Here is a 17,478-nt window from a genome sequence, read left to right as displayed (position 1 = left end):
TGTAAGCAAATTGAAGAGGCCATAACCTGGGAGGTTTACATGTCGGAAACGCAGTCGTCGGGTTGCGCAGCAGAACTCATTTCATCGCCGACGGCGGGGGAGGAAAACTGGTGGCGTGGTATCGCCAGTATGGGGACGCCGTTAGTGGAATCATTGGATGGGAAACGAGTGCGAGTGACGTTCTTCTGGCGCGATCCTGCCGGAGATGAGCGGCAGTCCGCCATTCAGCAGGTTTACATTGATGTCAACGGTGTTACCGATCACCACAGTTTTCAGCCGCAAAGTTTACAGCGTCTGGCCGGAACGGATGTCTGGCATTGGTCACTGGATATTGAAGATGATTGGCGAGGAAGTTACAGCCTGATTCCGGTTACCGGGAAGCAATTGCCGCCGGCGTTTAGCGGTGATCGTCAACAACGTTGCCAGCAACAACGTGAGTGGTGGTGCTCATTGTTTCCGCATGCCATTGCCGATCCGCTTAATCCACTACAACCACATCTCACACATCGGGGGGAATCTCTTTCTGCGGCTCATATGCCGTATGCCCCGTCTCAACAGGCATGGCTGGCATTGGATCAGGGGCAGGCAACCGCGCCGGACAGTCGGCGGTTGCAGATTTTCCAATGGGAAAGCCTGCAACTGCGTAATCAGCGACGTATCTGGCTATATAGCACGGGTAATACTGCACTACCAACGCAGCGCCCACTGATCATTGTGTTGGATGGACAGAACTGGGCCGAGGAAATACCACTGTACTCCGCGCTGGAGATAGAAACGGTCAGCGGCCAGTTACCGCCGGCCGTTTGGTTATTCATTGATGTGATTGACATGGATTGTCGTGAGCGGGAGCTGACGTGCAACGCAAATTTCTGGCAGGCCGTGCAGACCGAGCTGCTGCCGTTGGCGGCACAGCACACCTCTTTTAGCGATGATCCACAGCGAACCGTGGTAGCCGGCCAAAGTTATGGTGGACTGGCGGCGTTGTATGCCGGTTTGCACTGGCCACACCGGTTTGGTCGGGTGTTGACCCAATCCGGTTCGTTCTGGTGGCCGAATCTGAAGTTCATCACTCAGTTTAACGCGTGCGACAGCCATGAGCCCGGTTGGCTGGTGGAACAGGTACGACAAGGTGTCGGCACACAAACGCCACTGACCATCTTTCAGGAAGCGGGTGATCGTGAACAAGATATTGATTTTGTCAATCAGCAGATGAACCAGGCGCTGGTCGCCGCCGGACATCGGGTGAATTACCGCGTCTACGCCGGTGGTCATGATGCGCTCTGCTGGCGCGGTGGCCTGATTGATGGCACTCGCTGGTTGCTGGCTGATGTGGCCGGATACGAATGAAACCAACAGATGAGGTGATATGAATGCATCAGGAACAGCAAAACCCGTTTGATGATGACAGCCTGGTCTTTTCAGTGCTGATGAATGAACGTCGGCAATACAGCCTGTGGCCGGTGTTCGCGGCATTACCCACGGGGTGGAAAAGGGTATTCGGACCACAATCGCGGGCGTCTTGCATTGAGTACATCGAAAATCACTGGCTCGACATGCGACCGGCTGACCTGAAAACCATATCGGTGACTGAACGCTGAGAGCGCGAATTATCAGCCGGTATTGCGATATTTCCCCGTTGCGAAGTAAGGAAAACAACGTGTCTGAAACAATGTTAACGCCTGATGTTCAGGCGGAATATCTGGAACTGCCCCTGATTGCCGCCCAGCCTGGAATCTGGATTGCTGATCAAATCGCCAGCCAACGTAATACGTTTACTGTGGCACATGCTGTTGAATTGTGCGGGAGTCTGGATCGTCGCTGTCTTGATGCCGCCATCCGTCAGGGATTGGCGGAGGCGGATACGGTTCATGCCTGTTTTTATCTGGACGATGAGGGTACGCCGTTACAACGCATTCCCCGGCGATGGACGCCGCAGCAGGTTATCGCCCCGGAATGGCTGGACTTGAGTCAGGAGGCGGAAGGAGAATCCGCCGCACGTGCGCTGATGGCTGACGACCTCGCCGCTGAACTGTCGGCTGATGGGCAGCGTCCGTTATATCGTCAGGTCGTGATACGCGTTTCAGACTATCCTGAACGCTGGTTTTGGTATCAGCGCTTCCATCATCTGCAATTGGATGGTTTCGCTTTTGATGCGCTGACCCGACGTATTGTGGATATCTATAATGCGCTGTGTCGCGGACGACAACCCGCCGACACGCCATTTGTCCCATTCGTGCGGGTGGTAGAGGAATATCAGCACTGGCAGAACACACCGGCTTATCAATGCGCCGCTGCATTCTGGCAGCAACATGCCAGTGACTTAGCCACGCCCGTCTCGCTGGCGACAGAAGTATGTCATCCGGTGCCTGAAGGAACCCGCACGCTACATCAACATTTGTCAGTCGATGCGTCACTGTTTGATGCACTGAAATGCGATACGCGGTTACAACAGGTACAGCCAACGGACATCGTGATGGCGGCGTTATATGTCTACCTCTACCGAATGAGCGGTGAATCACGTTTGTCGGTGGGTTTCCCATTTATGCGGCGCATGGGGTCGGAGGCGTTATGCGCCACGGGTCCAGTGGTTAACGTATTGCCGCTGCAATTGACTCTGCAACCGGATATGACGCTGATCGACGTTACACTGGCATTGGTGCGTGAGATCAAGGCAGTACGTCGCCATCAACGTTATGAGGCGGAACAACTGCGGCGTGACCTTGGTCTGGTGGGCAGCAGCCAAGGATTGTATGGCCCGGTTATCAATTTCAAGATCTATAACACTGAACTGAGACTGAATGGGGTGCCTGCCGTCACTCATACACTAGCGATGGGGCCGATCGACGATCTGGAATTTGAGCTCGGTTTCCATGACGGCACACTTCATCTGGAGCTGGTGGCCAATCCGACACGTTATGATCGGCAAACGCTGCAATGGCATGCCGAGCGTATCGATTACCTGCTGCATCAATTGGTGCAGCAACCACAACAGGCGATTGGTCTACTGTCATTGATCAACGACGCTGAGCGACAGCGTGTTGCTGGTTGGGGCAGCGGTCCACTCCTGAGTATGCCTTCCGGCGTGGAATCCGTACTGGATATGTTTTTACAGCAGGTAGTAAAACAGCCGGATGCGGTAGCGTTGATCTGTGGCGATGAGCGGCTCAGCTACCAGGAGTTGTCGGCCAGAGTAATGCGGCTGGCGAGGGTATTGATAGATCAGGGCGTGGGATCTGAGGATGTGGTGGCGATCGGTATTCCTCGCTCGGTGGATTCGCTGGTGGCTATTTTCGGTGTACTGGCCAGCGGTGCCGCCTATATGCCGTTGGATCTGGATTATCCACGAGAACGTCTGATGCTGATGTGCGAGGATGCCAGACCGGTGCTGCTGCTGACGTATCGAGCGGTTGCGCCGCAACTGCCGGAACTGTCGCAGAGGTTATATCTGGATGATGCTGTGGTACGGGCTGCATGTGATGCCATGTCGCCGTTACCGGTGAGCAATGCCGAACGTCGTGAAACTCTGCGCAGCGAACATCTGGCCTACATGATCTATACCTCTGGTTCAACCGGACGGCCGAAAGGGGTGATGAGCACTCACGGTGGGTTGCTAAATCTGCTGCTTTCCCATGCCACCTTGCTGTTTGGTCCGGCGATTGAAAAATTTTCTCGGCAACATGGTCGTCGTATGCGTGCCGGTCATAGCGCGTCATTCTCGTTTGACTCGTCATGGGAACCGCTGTTTTGCCTGATGCTGGGCAGTGAACTGTGTATTTTCGATGAAGAGTTACGTCGTGATGCCTGGGCGCTGGTGCAGCACATGAAGCAGATGCCCATCGATTTGCTGGATATCACGCCCTCATTCTTATCACAGTTGATCGACAGCGGTTTGCTGGAACCTGACAACCACCAACCGGCCTTCATTATGATTGGCGGGGAAGCGGCCACACCACGGCTGTGGCAACTTATGCAGCAGCACCCGGAAATCGATATTCACAACTACTACGGGCCGTCGGAATATACCATCGACACATTGGGCGCCAGCATTGGGGTGGCGGATCAACCGGTAATCGGTCGACCGGTCGCCAATACTGAGGTCTGGTTGCTGGATCATCGTTTACAGCCGGTACCACCGGGTGTGGCGGGAGAGCTATACATCGCCGGCGCGGGGATCGCGCGGGGTTATCTGCGCCGTCCAGATCTGACAGCTGCTCGCTTTGTGGCCAATCCGTTCCGCTGCGGCGAGGTAATGTACCGTACCGGTGATCTGATGCGCTGGCGTAGCGATGGTCAGTTGGCATTTATCGGGCGGGTGGATCACCAGATTAAAGTTCGTGGTTTCCGGGTTGAGCTGGGCGAAGTGGAAAATGCGCTGGTTGCGTTACCGCAGGTCAGTACCGCGGTAGTTATTGCGGAATCGATAGGCGTCACACATCGATTGATTGGTTATTGTTCGGTGCCGGATGATGCTTTGCGTGCAATGGCGGATATTTCCGGCGGTCTGCTGGCGCAACTGGCGACGCAATTACCCGAGTATATGCTGCCGTCCGTACTGGTGGTGATGGAGACGTTACCGCTGACCGTCAACGGGAAAATCGACCGTCAGGCGTTGCCTCGGCCACAGCCGGTTGCTCTGACGCAGGGGCGTGAGGCGAAAAATGAGCAGGAAGCCCTGCTTTGCCAGTCGATTGCCGCATTGCTGGGGCTGGAACGTATGGGAGCCGATGATGATTTCTTCGCCTTGGGCGGCGACAGTATTTCTGCTATGGGGTTGGGAACGTTATTGCGTCGGGCCGGTTGGCAGTTACGTCCACGGGAAATCTTTGCTCAGCGAACACCGGCACGGATGGTATTGGCGATGCAGCCAGTTGATGCGGGGGATACCCTGCCGTCGGTGCTGCAACAGGGCGCCATTGACGGACTGCCAATTTTGCACTGGTTCGCGCAACAACAGGGAATCGATTGTTGTTTCGCCCACGGTGTATTTTTACAGGTGCCGGCCGCGTTACAGCTAACGCATGTGGAGCAGGCGCTGGCCGCACTGATTACAGCGCATCCGGCATTGGCGGCGTTTACTCGAGACAATCGGCTGATTGTCGGTGAGACACCCCCGATTGAGGTCACGGCACGTAGTTGTGTATGGGCAGTAACCGATGATCTGGCCTCCAGCGCGGAACTGGCGTTTGAAGCAGTCATCGAACAACTGGATTCTGCCGCTGGTCGGATGGTTCAGGCGGCGCTGCTGCAAGACGAACACCAGTCTTGCGGGTTGGTGCTGGTGATCCATCATCTGGTGGTGGATGGCGTATCGTGGCGGGTACTGTTGCCCGAATTACAACAGGCTGCAAATGCCGCAATGGCCGGGCAAGCTATCACGCTGGCGGCGGAAGAGCACTCCTTGCACGATTGGTCAGCCTATCTACAGGCGGATATGCCACGGCGGCGCGCTGAATTGCCATTCTGGCAGTCGATGCTGCAAGATGCGGTGCCGAGGCTGGGACACCGGGGGCTGGATCGTGAATATGATCGTCAGTACACACAATGTGAAAAACGTCTTTTGCTGGGAACGGCGCAAACTGCGGCGTTGCTGGGGGGGGTGCCCCACTACTATCGGGCCAGTGTCGAAGAAGTGTTGCTGTGTGCATTGAGCATGGCATGCGCTTGGCGATATGCAGTTTCCCAACTGCGTTTCACGCTGGAATCTCATGGGCGTATCGACGCCGGGCAAGGTGTGGATCTGGCGCGTACGGTCGGCTGGCTGACGGCAGAATATCCGGTGCAGATTGGCTGGTCCACTGTGGGTGATGATCTGCCCTGGCAGGCTATCCGGGCGGTAAAGCGTGTTCTGCGGGCGGTGCCGGATCGCGGTATTGGCTACGGCGTGCTGCGTTATCTGGATACCGACAACGAAAATGTGCTGGCTACACTGGAGCAACAGTATGCGCCGGAAATCCTCTTCAACTATCTGGGGCGTTTTGCTGCCGGGGAGGGCGAATGGACGCCCCAACGCACTCCACACTATTTCTGTGATGCGTTCGCGGTGGCGCAAGACCGTCAGATGCGTCTGGGCCATGCGCTGGAAGTGAATATTTTTGTTGATGAGCACCCGGCAGATTCCCGTCTGGCGATTAACTGGGGGTGGGCCGAGAGTATATTTACCGAACACGATATTGATGAACTGCATCGGGCAATGGTTCAGGCGGTGGATACGCTGCTGGCGCTCGCTCAACAGGATCCCCTGCGGGCGGCTGACACACTGGTTGCCGCGGACGTTGCTCTGCCGAGAGTAACGGACGACGATGTAGCCCAATTGACACGAACGTATGGACCATTGGCTGATGTGTTGCCCGTTCTGCCGCTACAACTCGGATTGCTGTTTCATGCCCAGGTGTCTGAAACGGCGGGGAGTTATAATTCACTAACCCGTCTGTCATTAAGCGGCTCGCTGCCGGTGGCGCATCTCAGTCGTGCGCTGGAAGCGGTGGTGCGCCATCATCCTCAGTTGGCAGCCCGTTTCGATACTGAACAGACGTTGACACCGTTACAGTTATTACCGTTACTGCGTGATGACACGGCTTACTGGTCGTTAGATGTGCGGTCGTTGCCGGCACTGGACACACAGAACGAGGCGGCAGCGTTGCTGACGCTGGAAAAAGCGGAGCTGGCACGGGATCTGTTTCATCAACCGGGTGCCATGCTCCATGCACTGCTGGTTCAGCATGCCGATGAACCACGTTATACGCTGTTTCTTACCGCCCACCATCTGGTGGTGGATGGATGGTCGACACCAGTATTGTTGCGCGATCTGTTCACCGTATTACACCATGGCGAAGCCGCGCTGGATGCGCATCGTGTCAGCTATCCTGACGTTATTCGTCAACTGGTGGCACGAGATCGCGCTATTTCCCGTCAGCGCTGGCAGAGTGTCTTGCAAGGTGTCCGTCCGACCCTGCTGTTTGGCGAGGCGTCGCCTACCAGTGAGGTCGGTGAACTGGAACTGTTACTGGAACCTGCGCTGGAACAGGGATTGGTAAGTTGTTGCCGCCAGTATGGGCTAACGCTCAATACCTTGATGCAGGGTATCTGGGGTGTGTTATTGAGTGCCTACAGCGGATTTGATGATGTCATTTTCGGCTCTCCGGTGTCGGGGCGCTTCGGTCAGATCGATGGTCTGGAGCAGCATGTCGGGTTATTCAGTAATACGCTACCGGTACGAGTGCAACTGGATGTGCAACAATCGCTATTAAGCCAGCTATCCGGTTTACAGGCTCAGCAAATTCAATTGATTGAGCATGATGATCTGGGGCTGGGAGAGATTCAGCAATTGGCTGGCAGTGGTACACTTTTTGATACTCTGTTGGTGGTGGAAAACTACCCCGATCACGGTGTACCCGGTGACGGTGTAATGGGGGTGCGTTGTGACGGTATCCACAACCGTGGTTACACCCATTACCCGTTGACTCTGCTGGTATTACCCGGCGAACGCTTGCGTCTGCTAATGGAGTATCGGGCGAATGTACCGCAGCCCCACCGTTTGGCGCAGCGTTTGTTGATGTTGTTGGAGCAAGTGGTTAAACGGCCAGAAGTACCGCTTGGTGAATGGGTGCTACAGACTTCGGACGAGCAAGCGCTGCTGGCCGTCGTCAATCAGACCGATCATGCCGTGCCCGCAGGAACCCTACATCAGGCCGTGGCCGAACAGGCGTACCGTACACCGGAACGTGTGGCGTTGGTAGACGGAGAACATCAATTGACTTACCGTCAGATGCGGATACAAACCCGCTTGCTGTCGGATCGATTGATAAATGCCGGGGTGCGGCCAGGAGACATTGTGGCGGTGGCGTTGCCGCGTTCAGTGCGGCTCAGTTTGGCGCTGATGGCGATTCTGGAAGCAGGTGCCGCCTGGCTGCCGCTGGATACGGGCTACCCTGATGATCGCCTGGTGTTAATGGTGGACGACGCCCAACCCCGGCTGATTATTACCGAAAGTCACTTACAGTCGCGTTTTGCGCCACTCGCCATGACACTGCTGTTGGATCGGCTGGCGGCGGAGGTGGATCAGCCGCCGGTATCATCAGTGGTGGCGGTGGACCCGCGACAGGCCGCTTATGTGATTTATACCTCCGGTTCAACCGGGCGTCCCAAAGGTGTGGTGGTTAGCCATCAGGCGATCGTTAATCGTTTGTGGTGGATGCAGGATTGTTACGCGCTCACTGGCGATGATGTGGTATTGCAGAAAACGCCATGCAGCTTTGACGTATCGGTGTGGGAATTCTTCTGGCCGTTGATGACCGGCGCACGTCTGGTCATGGCGCCGCCGGAAGCGCATCGCGATCCGGATGCGCTGCTGCAACTGATTGCCGATTATGCCGTCACTACCCTGCATTTTGTGCCGTCAATGCTGGCCGCCTGGGTCGGCGCGCTGGAAATGCGCCAGCGTCGGGACGTTGGATGCGATAGCCTGAGGCGCGTATTTTGTAGCGGTGAAGCGCTGTCGCGAGATCTGGCAGAAAGTTATCAAGCGCTGGTTGCCGCGCCGTTGCATAACCTGTATGGCCCGACGGAAGCCGCCGTAGACGTTACATATCAGCCGGCGTCGGGTGACGCGTTGGCACGGTGTTATGCGCCAGGCGTTCCGATCGGGAAACCAGTATGGAATACCCGGTTATATATACTGGATCGCTATCTGCGCCCGGTTCCTGTTGGTGTCGCGGGTGATCTCTATCTGTGTGGTGTACAACTGGCGGAAGGCTATTGGCGACGTCCAGATCTGACGGCGAGCCGTTTTATCGCCGATCCTTTTGCATCAGGCGAACGGATGTATCGCACGGGTGATATCGCCCGCTGGCTGGAAGACGGCGCGGTGGAATATCTTGGCCGTAGTGACGATCAGCTAAAAATCCGTGGACAACGCATTGAGCTGGGTGAAATCGAGCAGCAACTGCTGGCACAGCCCGGTATCGCACAGGCGGTGGTGTGCGCCCGGGAACTGGGGGAACACGGAAATCGCTTGCGTGGCGCGGATGCCCGCCAACTGGTGGCCTGGGTGATCCCGCAGGAAGGAACCTCTCTGGATGCTGATGCATTACATCAGGCGCTGGCGCGGCAATTACCTGCCCACATGCTGCCGGTCAGCTATGTACAAATGGACAATTTCCCGCTTAGCGCTAATGGCAAGCTGGATCGCAACGCATTGCCGGCACCCGCCGCGCCGCAGAATAGCGGACGTTTACCCAGATCGGACGGCGAACGTTTACTGGCGACGCTATTCGCCGATGCACTAGAACGCGAAACCGTCTTCGCTGACGATGATTTCTTTGTTTTGGGCGGTCATTCATTGTTGGCGATGCGTCTGGCGGCGGACATCCGTCGTCGTCTGAACCGGTCATTATCCGTCGGGCAGATCATGGTGGCACGTAGCGTTGAAAATATCGCTGCACTGCTGGACGGCACGACGGATGCCGATTCAGCGGAAAACCGGGGGATGGGGGACATTCTGCCACTGCGCACGGGTCGGGGTCCGACACTATTCTGTCTGCATCCGGCATCGGGTTTTGCCTGGCAATACACGGGGCTGCTGCGTTATCTGAGCGGACGTTACCCGCTGGTCGGCTTACAGTCGCCACGACCACAAGGTGGGATTGCCGATTGTGATTCGCTGGAGGAGATATGCGAACGCTATCTGGTCACCATTCGTCACATTCAGCCGCAGGGGCCGTATTTTCTGTTGGGGTATTCGCTGGGCGGTACGCTCGCTCACGGCATCGCCGCACGCTTGACACAGGTTGGTGAACGGGTGGCTTTTTTGGGGCTACTGGATACCTATCCGGTGGAAGGACAGGACTGGAGCGGGCCGAGTGAAGAGGACGCGCGTCATGAAGTGATGCGTGAACAGGCGGCGTTTATGGCGGCGGCGGAAGAGGAACCCGATCCGCAACTGCGTGCTGAAAAGGCTACCATGCTCAACAGCATAGTGGCGAATTATCAGGATGCAGTGCGTCTGCTTTCACAGGCCGTCACTCCGGATTATCACGGTGAAGTAACCCTGTTTGTGGCGACGCACACACTGCCTGCGGGAATGGATATTCAGTCAACCTGGGCACCGTATGTGAGTTCTCTGGCGCTATATCCGCAGCCTTGTGAGCATGCTGATATCCTCTCCCCGGCATCGCTGGAGTGTCTGGGTCCGTTGCTGAATCGGTTGTTGGCGGAATATTCGGAACTGGCATAGTGGTGCTGACAATGGTCGGGTCGCGGGGGAACCCGTTTCCCAGCCATTGTTATAGCCAGCGTTAAACCATTTTCTCGGGCCGTGGTGAGCGTTGTTCCGTGGTAACCCTCGAGCAAGAAAAACGGGAAGGTTTAGTCTGGCTGACTGCCGGGCGCGAAGTGATAGCGCCCGCATGGAACGATAAGCGGTGTGTGAGATACCGGGTCGTCAATGATGATACAGGACATGCCAAACACCTCTTTTACCAACTCCGCGTTAATGATATCGGTCGGTTTTCCTTGGGCGATTACGCGTCCGGCGTGCATCACGATCAGATGGTCGGCATAACGACAGGCCTGATTTAGATCATGCAGTACGGCGATCAGTGTTCGTCCATGCTGTTGATTCAGCTCGCGGAACAAGTCCAGCAAGTCAATCTGGTGTGTGATATCCAGCCAGGTCGTTGGTTCATCCAGCAGTAGCAGCGGTGTCTGCTGCGCCAGTACCATGGCGACCCACACTCGCTGGCGCTGCCCGCCGGATAATTCATCCACGTTGCGCTCGGCCAGCGCACTCACATTTGTCGCTATCATCGCCTGTTCAACCGCTTCCCTATCGGCTTGACTCCATTGCCGGAGTAGACTCTGATGCGGATATCGACCACGAGCAACCAGATCAGTCACGGTAATGTTGTCTGGAACGATAGTGTGTTGCGGTAATAAACCAAGCTGACGTGCCAGCGTTTTGGTGGGGATCTGATGAATATTTTTCCCATCCAGCAACACTTCCCCTGCCTGTGGTTTTAACAGTCGGCACAGTGCACGCAGCAGGGTCGATTTACCGCAGGCGTTGGGACCGATGATGACGCTGAACAAATTTTGTGGAATGGTAACGCTCAGGTCATTCGCAATGATTTTATTGTCATACCCAAGTGTCAGGTTTGAAGCATGCAAGAGAGGCGGCATTGATGTTCTACTCTTCATTGACGGTTAATGGCGTGATTCACGAATCAGCAGCCAGATCAGATAAATACCACCGATGCTGACGGTGACGGCCCCAACGGGTAGCTGCATATTGGTAAAAGCATGCTGGGCCACGATATCCGCGCTCAGCAGCAAAATGGCGCCAATCATCGCCGCTGAGAATAGGGGGATCGAACTGGCACGGGTCAAGCGGCGTGCAATCTGTGGTGAGGCAAGTGCAATAAACGAAATGGGCCCGGCGGTGGCGGTCACTACGGCAGTCAGAATAATGCCAGACAACATCAGGCACAGGCGACTGGCTTCGGCATTGACACCCAGCGCGCGTGCGCTGTCATCACCCATTTCCAGTAGTTGAAGGCGTTTTGCCATCAGCAATGCCGTGATGGTTGCCAGCGGTACCAACAATAGTGCGGGCTGGCTTTTAGTCCAGGTGACGCCATTCAGTGTCCCGGCGCCCCATAGTGCGGCGGTCATTGCATGTTCCAACGAGCCGGTAATAATCAGCCAGGTGTTGAACGCGGTCAGAATGGCACCGATGGCAATGCCGACAATAATGAGTCGAAAACCGACGATGCCATCGCGCCAGGCCAGCAAATAAACCAGTACCGCCGTAATCATGCCGCCCAGTACCGCGCCGCCAGCGATCTGATAGTAGCTGCCATTGAGCAGGATAATAGTCGTCAGTGCGCCGGTATAGGCACCGGTGCTAAAGCCGACCACATCAGGACTTCCCAGTGGGTTACGAATGATCGATTGAAAAATGCCACCACTGATGCCCAACCCTGCGCCTAACAGCAGCGCCATCACGGCGCGCGGTGCCCGCCACTGAGTAATCACGGTGATGATTCCTGGCTCACCCTGACCGGCGAAGGCTTGCCAGACCTGTAGAGGCGACAGTCGCAACGTACCGTAGCTGATAGCCACTGTCAGCAGCAGCAGGCTTAACAGAATCAGCAGGCTGTTAATTAATAAAACACGTTTGGACAGGCGTCCGCAGATTACGTCCCGGGGCGTGCTGAAATACAGCGCTTTAGCAATCATGTCGTGCCTCCTCAGGCTTTACGCCGCCGTACCAGCCAGATCAGCACGGGGGCACCAATAAAGGCAGTAATGATTGAAACCCGCAATTCCCCCGGCACCAACAGGCGACCAACAATATCGGCGCTCAGCAGCAGGATAGGGGCGAACAGGAATGAGTAGAGCAGGATCCAGCGCTGATCCGGCCCAGCCCACCAGCGTGCGATATGGGGAATCATCAGCCCGACAAATCCGATAGGGCCGACCAACGCCGTGGCTGAACCACACAGCAACATGATGGCGATGATGGAAACCAGCCGTACCAGAATCACCCGGGTGCCTAATGCGGCGGCGAGATCTTCACCCATACCGAGGGTGTTTAGTGACCGGGCCGCTATCAGTGCCAGTATGCTGCCGAGCAAAATGGCGGGCGTGACCAGTGCGATGTTGTGCATGGAGCGGATATCCAGCGTGCCAGCCTCCCATAAACGGAGTTGATCAAACGCCTCGGGATTGAGCAGAGAAATAGATGATGTCATGCCCATCAATACGGCACTTAGCGCCACGCCAGCCAGTGTCAAACGTACCGGGTTGACACGACCTCCACTCAGCGTCCCGATAACCCATACCACCAGACTGGTGACAAACACGCCAGCCCAGGCAAAACCCAGCGATGACCCCATGCTGTTAATGCCAAACACGGTAATACCGATCACGATGGCAAAACTCGCCCCGGCATTCACACCGAGGATACCGGGATCGGCCAGCGGGTTGCGGGTCAGCGCCTGAATCACGGCGCCAGCACCACCCAGCGCTATCCCGACGATAATACCGGCAAGAGTGCGAGGTAACCGTGCAGCAAGAATAATCGTGCTGTCTGCGTTGGTTATCTGACCCGTCAGACTTGACCAGACCACATCCAGCGGAATGGATTTGGCACCCAGTATCAGGCTGGCGGCCACCACAACGGCAATAATCAGTAAACACATCCCTACGCCATACTGGCGTCGCGTATGAACACGACAATATGAACGGGGGGGCATCGCGACAGCGTCATGATGAATCTGATGAAGTGGCATTCCCAATGATATGCTCTCTTTTATGTAAACCTATATGATTATTATTATCATTAACGTTATTGGTGAGCTATGGTAGCATGAGTTCTTCATCAAATACATTGACATAAACCTCGTATCGAGCTGCCTGTCCGTCTTTGACAGAGGGTATGGTCAATGAATAACCTTCAACCTTCGTTTAGGTAATCATGGCTAAATCGTCCATTCTGCTTGATTTCAGCTTGCTGAAAAACAATGCGCCATTTCGCGCGATCTTTGTCGCCCGTATGTTGTCAGTATTTGCACTGGGTATGCTGGCAGTCGGTGTACCGGTACAAATTCAGTCCATGACCGGGTCAACGTTACAGGTTGGTATGGCGGTGGCGCTGGATGGCGTGGGCATGTTTATCGGTCTGCTGCTGGGTGGCGTGCTGGCCGATCGCTTTGATCGCCGTAAGCTGATTCTGTTTGCACGTGGTACTTGTGGGTTGGGGTTTGTGGCTCTGAGCATGAATGCTTTTTCTGATTCACCGTCATTGTTGGCGCTCTATGTGCTGGCCGCCTGGGATGGTTTCTTCGGTGCGTTGGGTATGACGGCGTTAATGGCGGTTATTCCGCTGCTGGTCGGTCGTGAAAACCTCGCTGCCGCAGGGGCACTGAGTATGCTGACGGTGCGTCTTGGCGCCATTCTCTCTCCGGCACTGGGCGGGGTGATTATCGTTGCGGGTGGCGTGGGCTGGAATTTCGCCATTGCCGCAATAGGAACGTTGGCCACATTGATTCCGTTGGTGCGTTTACCGCCCTTGCAACCGGGAGCACGGGAACCGGAGCATCCGTTACGGGCGCTGGTCAATGGCGTGCAGTTTGTCTGTACTAATAAAGTGGTCGGTTGTGTGGTGTTAATTGGCATGCTGGTGAGCATTGTGGGCGCCATGCGTATCCTTTTTCCGGTACTGGCCAATGACGTTTACCACGCCGGTCCTTCGGCGGTTGGCCTGATGTATTCCGCTGTCCCGCTGGGGGCGATGCTGGGGGCCTTTACCAGCGGTTGGGTATCGCATGTGACGCGGCCGGGGTGGATACTACTGGGTAGTGCTACGGGCGCTTTTTTGGCGGTGACGTCGCTGGGGCTGGTTGGGCATATCCTTCCGGCATTAATGGCACTGGTCTGCTATGGCTATCTGAATTCCATCGCTTCTCTGCTGCAATTTACGCTGATACAGAGCCACACGCCGGATCACTTGCTGGGACGGGTGAACAGTCTGGGTACCGCGCAGGATGTGAGCGGGGATTCTCTGGGAGCATTGGGGCTGGGGATGATGGGACGGTTACTCACTCCGACACTGAGCATTTTGTCATTTGGCGCCGCCGCTGCTCTGTTAGGGGGATTGCTGGCCATCGGCGTGCGTCCGTTACGTCACTGTACCTTCAGTAGTGCACAAGAGAATGAACCAGAGGAACAAGCCGGTGAGGCACCCGCACGTTGATCCTGGCGTGGTAAAACGAGCAATAAACATAGGTTCTATCTGATGCCTGCCGTGAGTCGACCGGCATCACTATCACTCTCTGCGCGCGGTTATGGTTTTTTGAAATGCTGCTCAATGTGATTGAGCATATCGCTGGCACTATAGTAATCCAGGCGGAACGTATCCAGCCCCATTGCCCATACCCGATGCTGTACTACTGACTCCAGATGGTTGAGAAATGGGTTGGCGTTTAGCTTGCTGACAGTGCTGTCGTCGGCGGCAAAAAGCAGCAGACTCTTGCCGTTCAGACTGTCGGCCGTGTTTTCACCGGATATCTGCACAATATCCTGGCGTTTTCCCTGTTTGGTTTCGGTTTTTATGCCAGCGGGCAGAGTACTCAGCGTGAAGCCCAGTTCTGTCAGTAACTGGCCTTGTGCGGAAGATGCCGTCCAGAGGTTTATGCCACGACCATCCTCGTAATACACCAGCGCGGAAACTGGCTGTGGTGGCAAGGTAATCATCCTTTTTACCGTCTGAACCCGTTGTTCAAACCGGGTGATAATACGCAGGGCATCGGCATCATGGCCGGTGGCTTCACCCAATTGTTGCGCCAGTTGCTGCCAGCTTTTATTACCATAATCAATGACTAATGTCGGGGCAATCGCCGACAGTTGTTTATACAGTTTTAACGCGGAATCACCGCCGGTGGCGGCAATCACAATCAGATCCGGCGCAGCCGCGGCAATGGCTTCTGCGTTCGGCTCGGTAATGTAAAGCGGTTTCACACCACGGGCAGTGGCTTCCTTGCTCCATTGAGTAAAGAACCCCTGGCTGTCGGAAACGGCGGTATTGGGACTGGTTGCGCCGGAAGCGATCAGCGGCGCGTTAATTGCCAGCAGCGTACCACTGATCGTCACACTGGTTGATACAATGCGCTGTGGCGGATGCTGTAATGTCAGCGGCCCTTTCAGGGTTTCAATAGTCCGGGGCCAACCGACCTGATGCATTTGCGCTGTTGCATGAGGCGGAGGAGGGGGCAATGCCTCTTTATCGTCGCAGCCACTCAGCAGGACGCTTGCCAGAATACTGACAATAATTGCCTGTATCCAGTGTGTCATCGTCGGTACTTTGTGTTGCATGTCGTTTTTATTCCCTTTTAAATCAATTCATTAACGAAATGGCGGCTCATTGAAGGTACGTAGTTTGCGTGAATGCAGGCGATCACCTTCTGCCCGAAGCAGTTCAATGGCGCAGATGCCAATCTGTAGATGTTCTGAAATCGCGCCTTCGTAGAAACGGTTGGCCTGGCCAGGCAGTTTGATTTCACCATGCAGCGGTTTGTCGGAAACGCACAGTAGTGTGCCATACGGTACCCGAAAACGATAACCTTGGGCGGCAATTGTGGCACTTTCCATATCGACGGCGACAGCGCGGCTTAGGTTGAAACGCAAGGCAGAGGCTGAATATCGCAGTTCCCAGTTACGATCATCGGTGGTGACAACCGTACCGGTGCGCAGCCGTTGCTTCACTTCTTCACCGGGCATACCGCTGACGGTTTTGGTGGCGTCATACAGTGCGCGCTGTACTTCGGCGATGCTCGGAATTGGAATATCCGGTGGCAGGACTGAATCCAGCACATGGTCGTCACGTAGATAAGCGTGGGCCAGAACGTAGTCGCCGATGGTCTGGCTTTCGCGCAGGCCGCCACAATGGCCGATCATCAACCAGGCATGTGGACGCAGTACCGCGAGGTGATCGCAGATGGTCTTGGCGTTGGATGGGCCGACGCCAATATTGATCAGTGTAATTCCCCGGCCACCGGGTGCAATCAGGTGGTAGCCCGGCATTTGATGATTTTTCCAGGTGAGGTCTGAAACGACCTGTTCCGGGTGGGTGACGTCAGGGGTGATATACGACCCGCCAGCACAGGAAAGCGCTTCATACGGACTGTTCGGATCGGCAATTTGCTCACAGCCCCAACGAACAAACTCATCGACATAGCGGGTGTAATTAGTAAAAAGGACGAAGGGCTGGAAATGTTCTGCCGGGGTTCCGGTGTAATGCCGTAACCGGGCCAGTGAGAAATCGGCCCGCAGCGCGTCGAAGTGTGATAGGGGAAAGCGCGTGGTGGTCTGAAATATTCCGTCGGCGGTTTCATCGCCGATTTGTGCCAGCTCGGTGGTTGGAAAATGCTGCGCAATTCCGGCACTCATCGACCGGTTAAGGACCAGATTCGAGCCGTCAATCACATAAGGAAAAGGGATTTCTTGTTGTGACGGGCCGACATCAATAATGGCCGAATATTCTCCTGCCAGTATGGTGAGCTGGTCTGCCAGATAACGGCGGAACAATGCGGGTCGGGTGATGGTAGTAGTGTAGTGACCGGGATGAGTAAAACGACCATAGGCCCGGGTTTTGGAGTGGTTGGTGGAGGTACCGTCCCAGCTGATACGTAGCTCGGGATAAACGAATAACCCGTTGGCGCGTGTCTTCACGTCAGGCAATGTATTATTTTTGATGAAATCACTGATGGCGTCACGCAAAGCGCAAACCGCGCTGTTGTACAACGCTTCCAGTTTATCAAGCGCCTGTTCGACGGTGAGGGTCGTGCCGGATTCGTTGCTATGCATGCTTGCTCCTTTCTGCTCCCGATTTTTCACCGGATAGTAACACTACTGCGGTTAATTTAGCGTTTTGACAGAGGTGAGATCAATTTATCTTTTTGATTTTATTTAGATAAATAAAAT

The 17,478-nt window shown here is 55.4% G+C and carries 9 protein-coding genes; 4 read left to right on the top strand and 5 right to left on the bottom strand.

The features are described 5' to 3' along the window. Window positions 1-39 precede the first annotated feature (39 nt). Genes fes through PCO85_14695 form a run of 3 tightly spaced genes read left to right on the top strand, consistent with a single transcriptional unit; the run spans window position 40 to window position 10,231 of the window. Window positions 40-1,347, top strand: a complete 1,308-nt coding sequence (gene fes / locus PCO85_14705; GenBank protein ID WJV52475.1) for an enterochelin esterase — start codon at window positions 40-42, stop codon at window positions 1,345-1,347. A gap of 23 nt (window positions 1,348-1,370) precedes the next feature. After that, window positions 1,371-1,598, top strand: a complete 228-nt coding sequence (locus tag PCO85_14700) for an MbtH family protein (protein WJV52474.1) — start codon at window positions 1,371-1,373, stop codon at window positions 1,596-1,598. A 59-nt stretch (window positions 1,599-1,657) separates the two neighbouring features. After that, window positions 1,658-10,231: an amino acid adenylation domain-containing protein gene (locus PCO85_14695; protein WJV52473.1), complete on the top strand. Its 8,574-nt coding sequence runs from the start codon at window positions 1,658-1,660 to the stop codon at window positions 10,229-10,231. A 131-nt stretch (window positions 10,232-10,362) separates the two neighbouring features. Here the strand turns inward: PCO85_14695 and PCO85_14690 are convergent, their stop codons facing one another. The 3 genes from PCO85_14690 to fepD are packed head-to-tail and all read right to left on the bottom strand — an operon-like array spanning window position 10,363 to window position 13,253. Beyond that, on the bottom strand, window positions 10,363-11,175 hold the full coding sequence (locus PCO85_14690; protein WJV52472.1) for an ABC transporter ATP-binding protein: 813 nt from the start codon (window positions 11,173-11,175) through the stop codon (window positions 10,363-10,365). 24 nt (window positions 11,176-11,199) lie between these two features. After that, window positions 11,200-12,234 (bottom strand): iron-enterobactin ABC transporter permease, encoded by a 1,035-nt coding sequence (fepG, locus tag PCO85_14685; GenBank protein ID WJV52471.1) that lies wholly within the window; start codon window positions 12,232-12,234, stop codon window positions 11,200-11,202. A gap of 11 nt (window positions 12,235-12,245) precedes the next feature. Further along, the gene (gene fepD, locus PCO85_14680; GenBank protein ID WJV52470.1) at window positions 12,246-13,253 is read right to left on the bottom strand and encodes a Fe(3+)-siderophore ABC transporter permease; all 1,008 of its coding nucleotides are present in this window, start codon (window positions 13,251-13,253) and stop codon (window positions 12,246-12,248) included. A 221-nt stretch (window positions 13,254-13,474) separates the two neighbouring features. Here fepD and entS point away from each other — a divergent pair, with 221 nt between their 5' ends. Then, window positions 13,475-14,752, top strand: coding sequence for an enterobactin transporter EntS (gene entS, locus PCO85_14675; GenBank protein WJV52469.1), 1,278 nt, complete (start codon window positions 13,475-13,477; stop codon window positions 14,750-14,752). Window positions 14,753-14,841: 89 nt separating this feature from the next. Here entS and fepB read toward each other — a convergent pair whose 3' ends face one another. Together fepB and PCO85_14665 are read right to left on the bottom strand one after the other, a co-directional pair. After that, entirely contained in the window at window positions 14,842-15,849 is a 1,008-nt protein-coding gene (gene fepB / locus PCO85_14670; GenBank protein ID WJV56096.1) for a Fe2+-enterobactin ABC transporter substrate-binding protein, read from the bottom strand. Between the two features lie 51 nt (window positions 15,850-15,900). Then, the gene (locus PCO85_14665) at window positions 15,901-17,361 is read right to left on the bottom strand and encodes an AMP nucleosidase (GenBank protein ID WJV52468.1); all 1,461 of its coding nucleotides are present in this window, start codon (window positions 17,359-17,361) and stop codon (window positions 15,901-15,903) included. Window positions 17,362-17,478 lie beyond the last annotated feature (117 nt).

It is taken from the genome of Prodigiosinella aquatilis (assembly GCA_030388725.1).
Lineage (GTDB): Bacteria > Pseudomonadota > Gammaproteobacteria > Enterobacterales > Enterobacteriaceae > Prodigiosinella > Prodigiosinella aquatilis.
The sequence above is the reverse complement of the archived record's forward strand: the minus strand, read 5'-3'. Positions and strand labels throughout refer to the sequence as shown.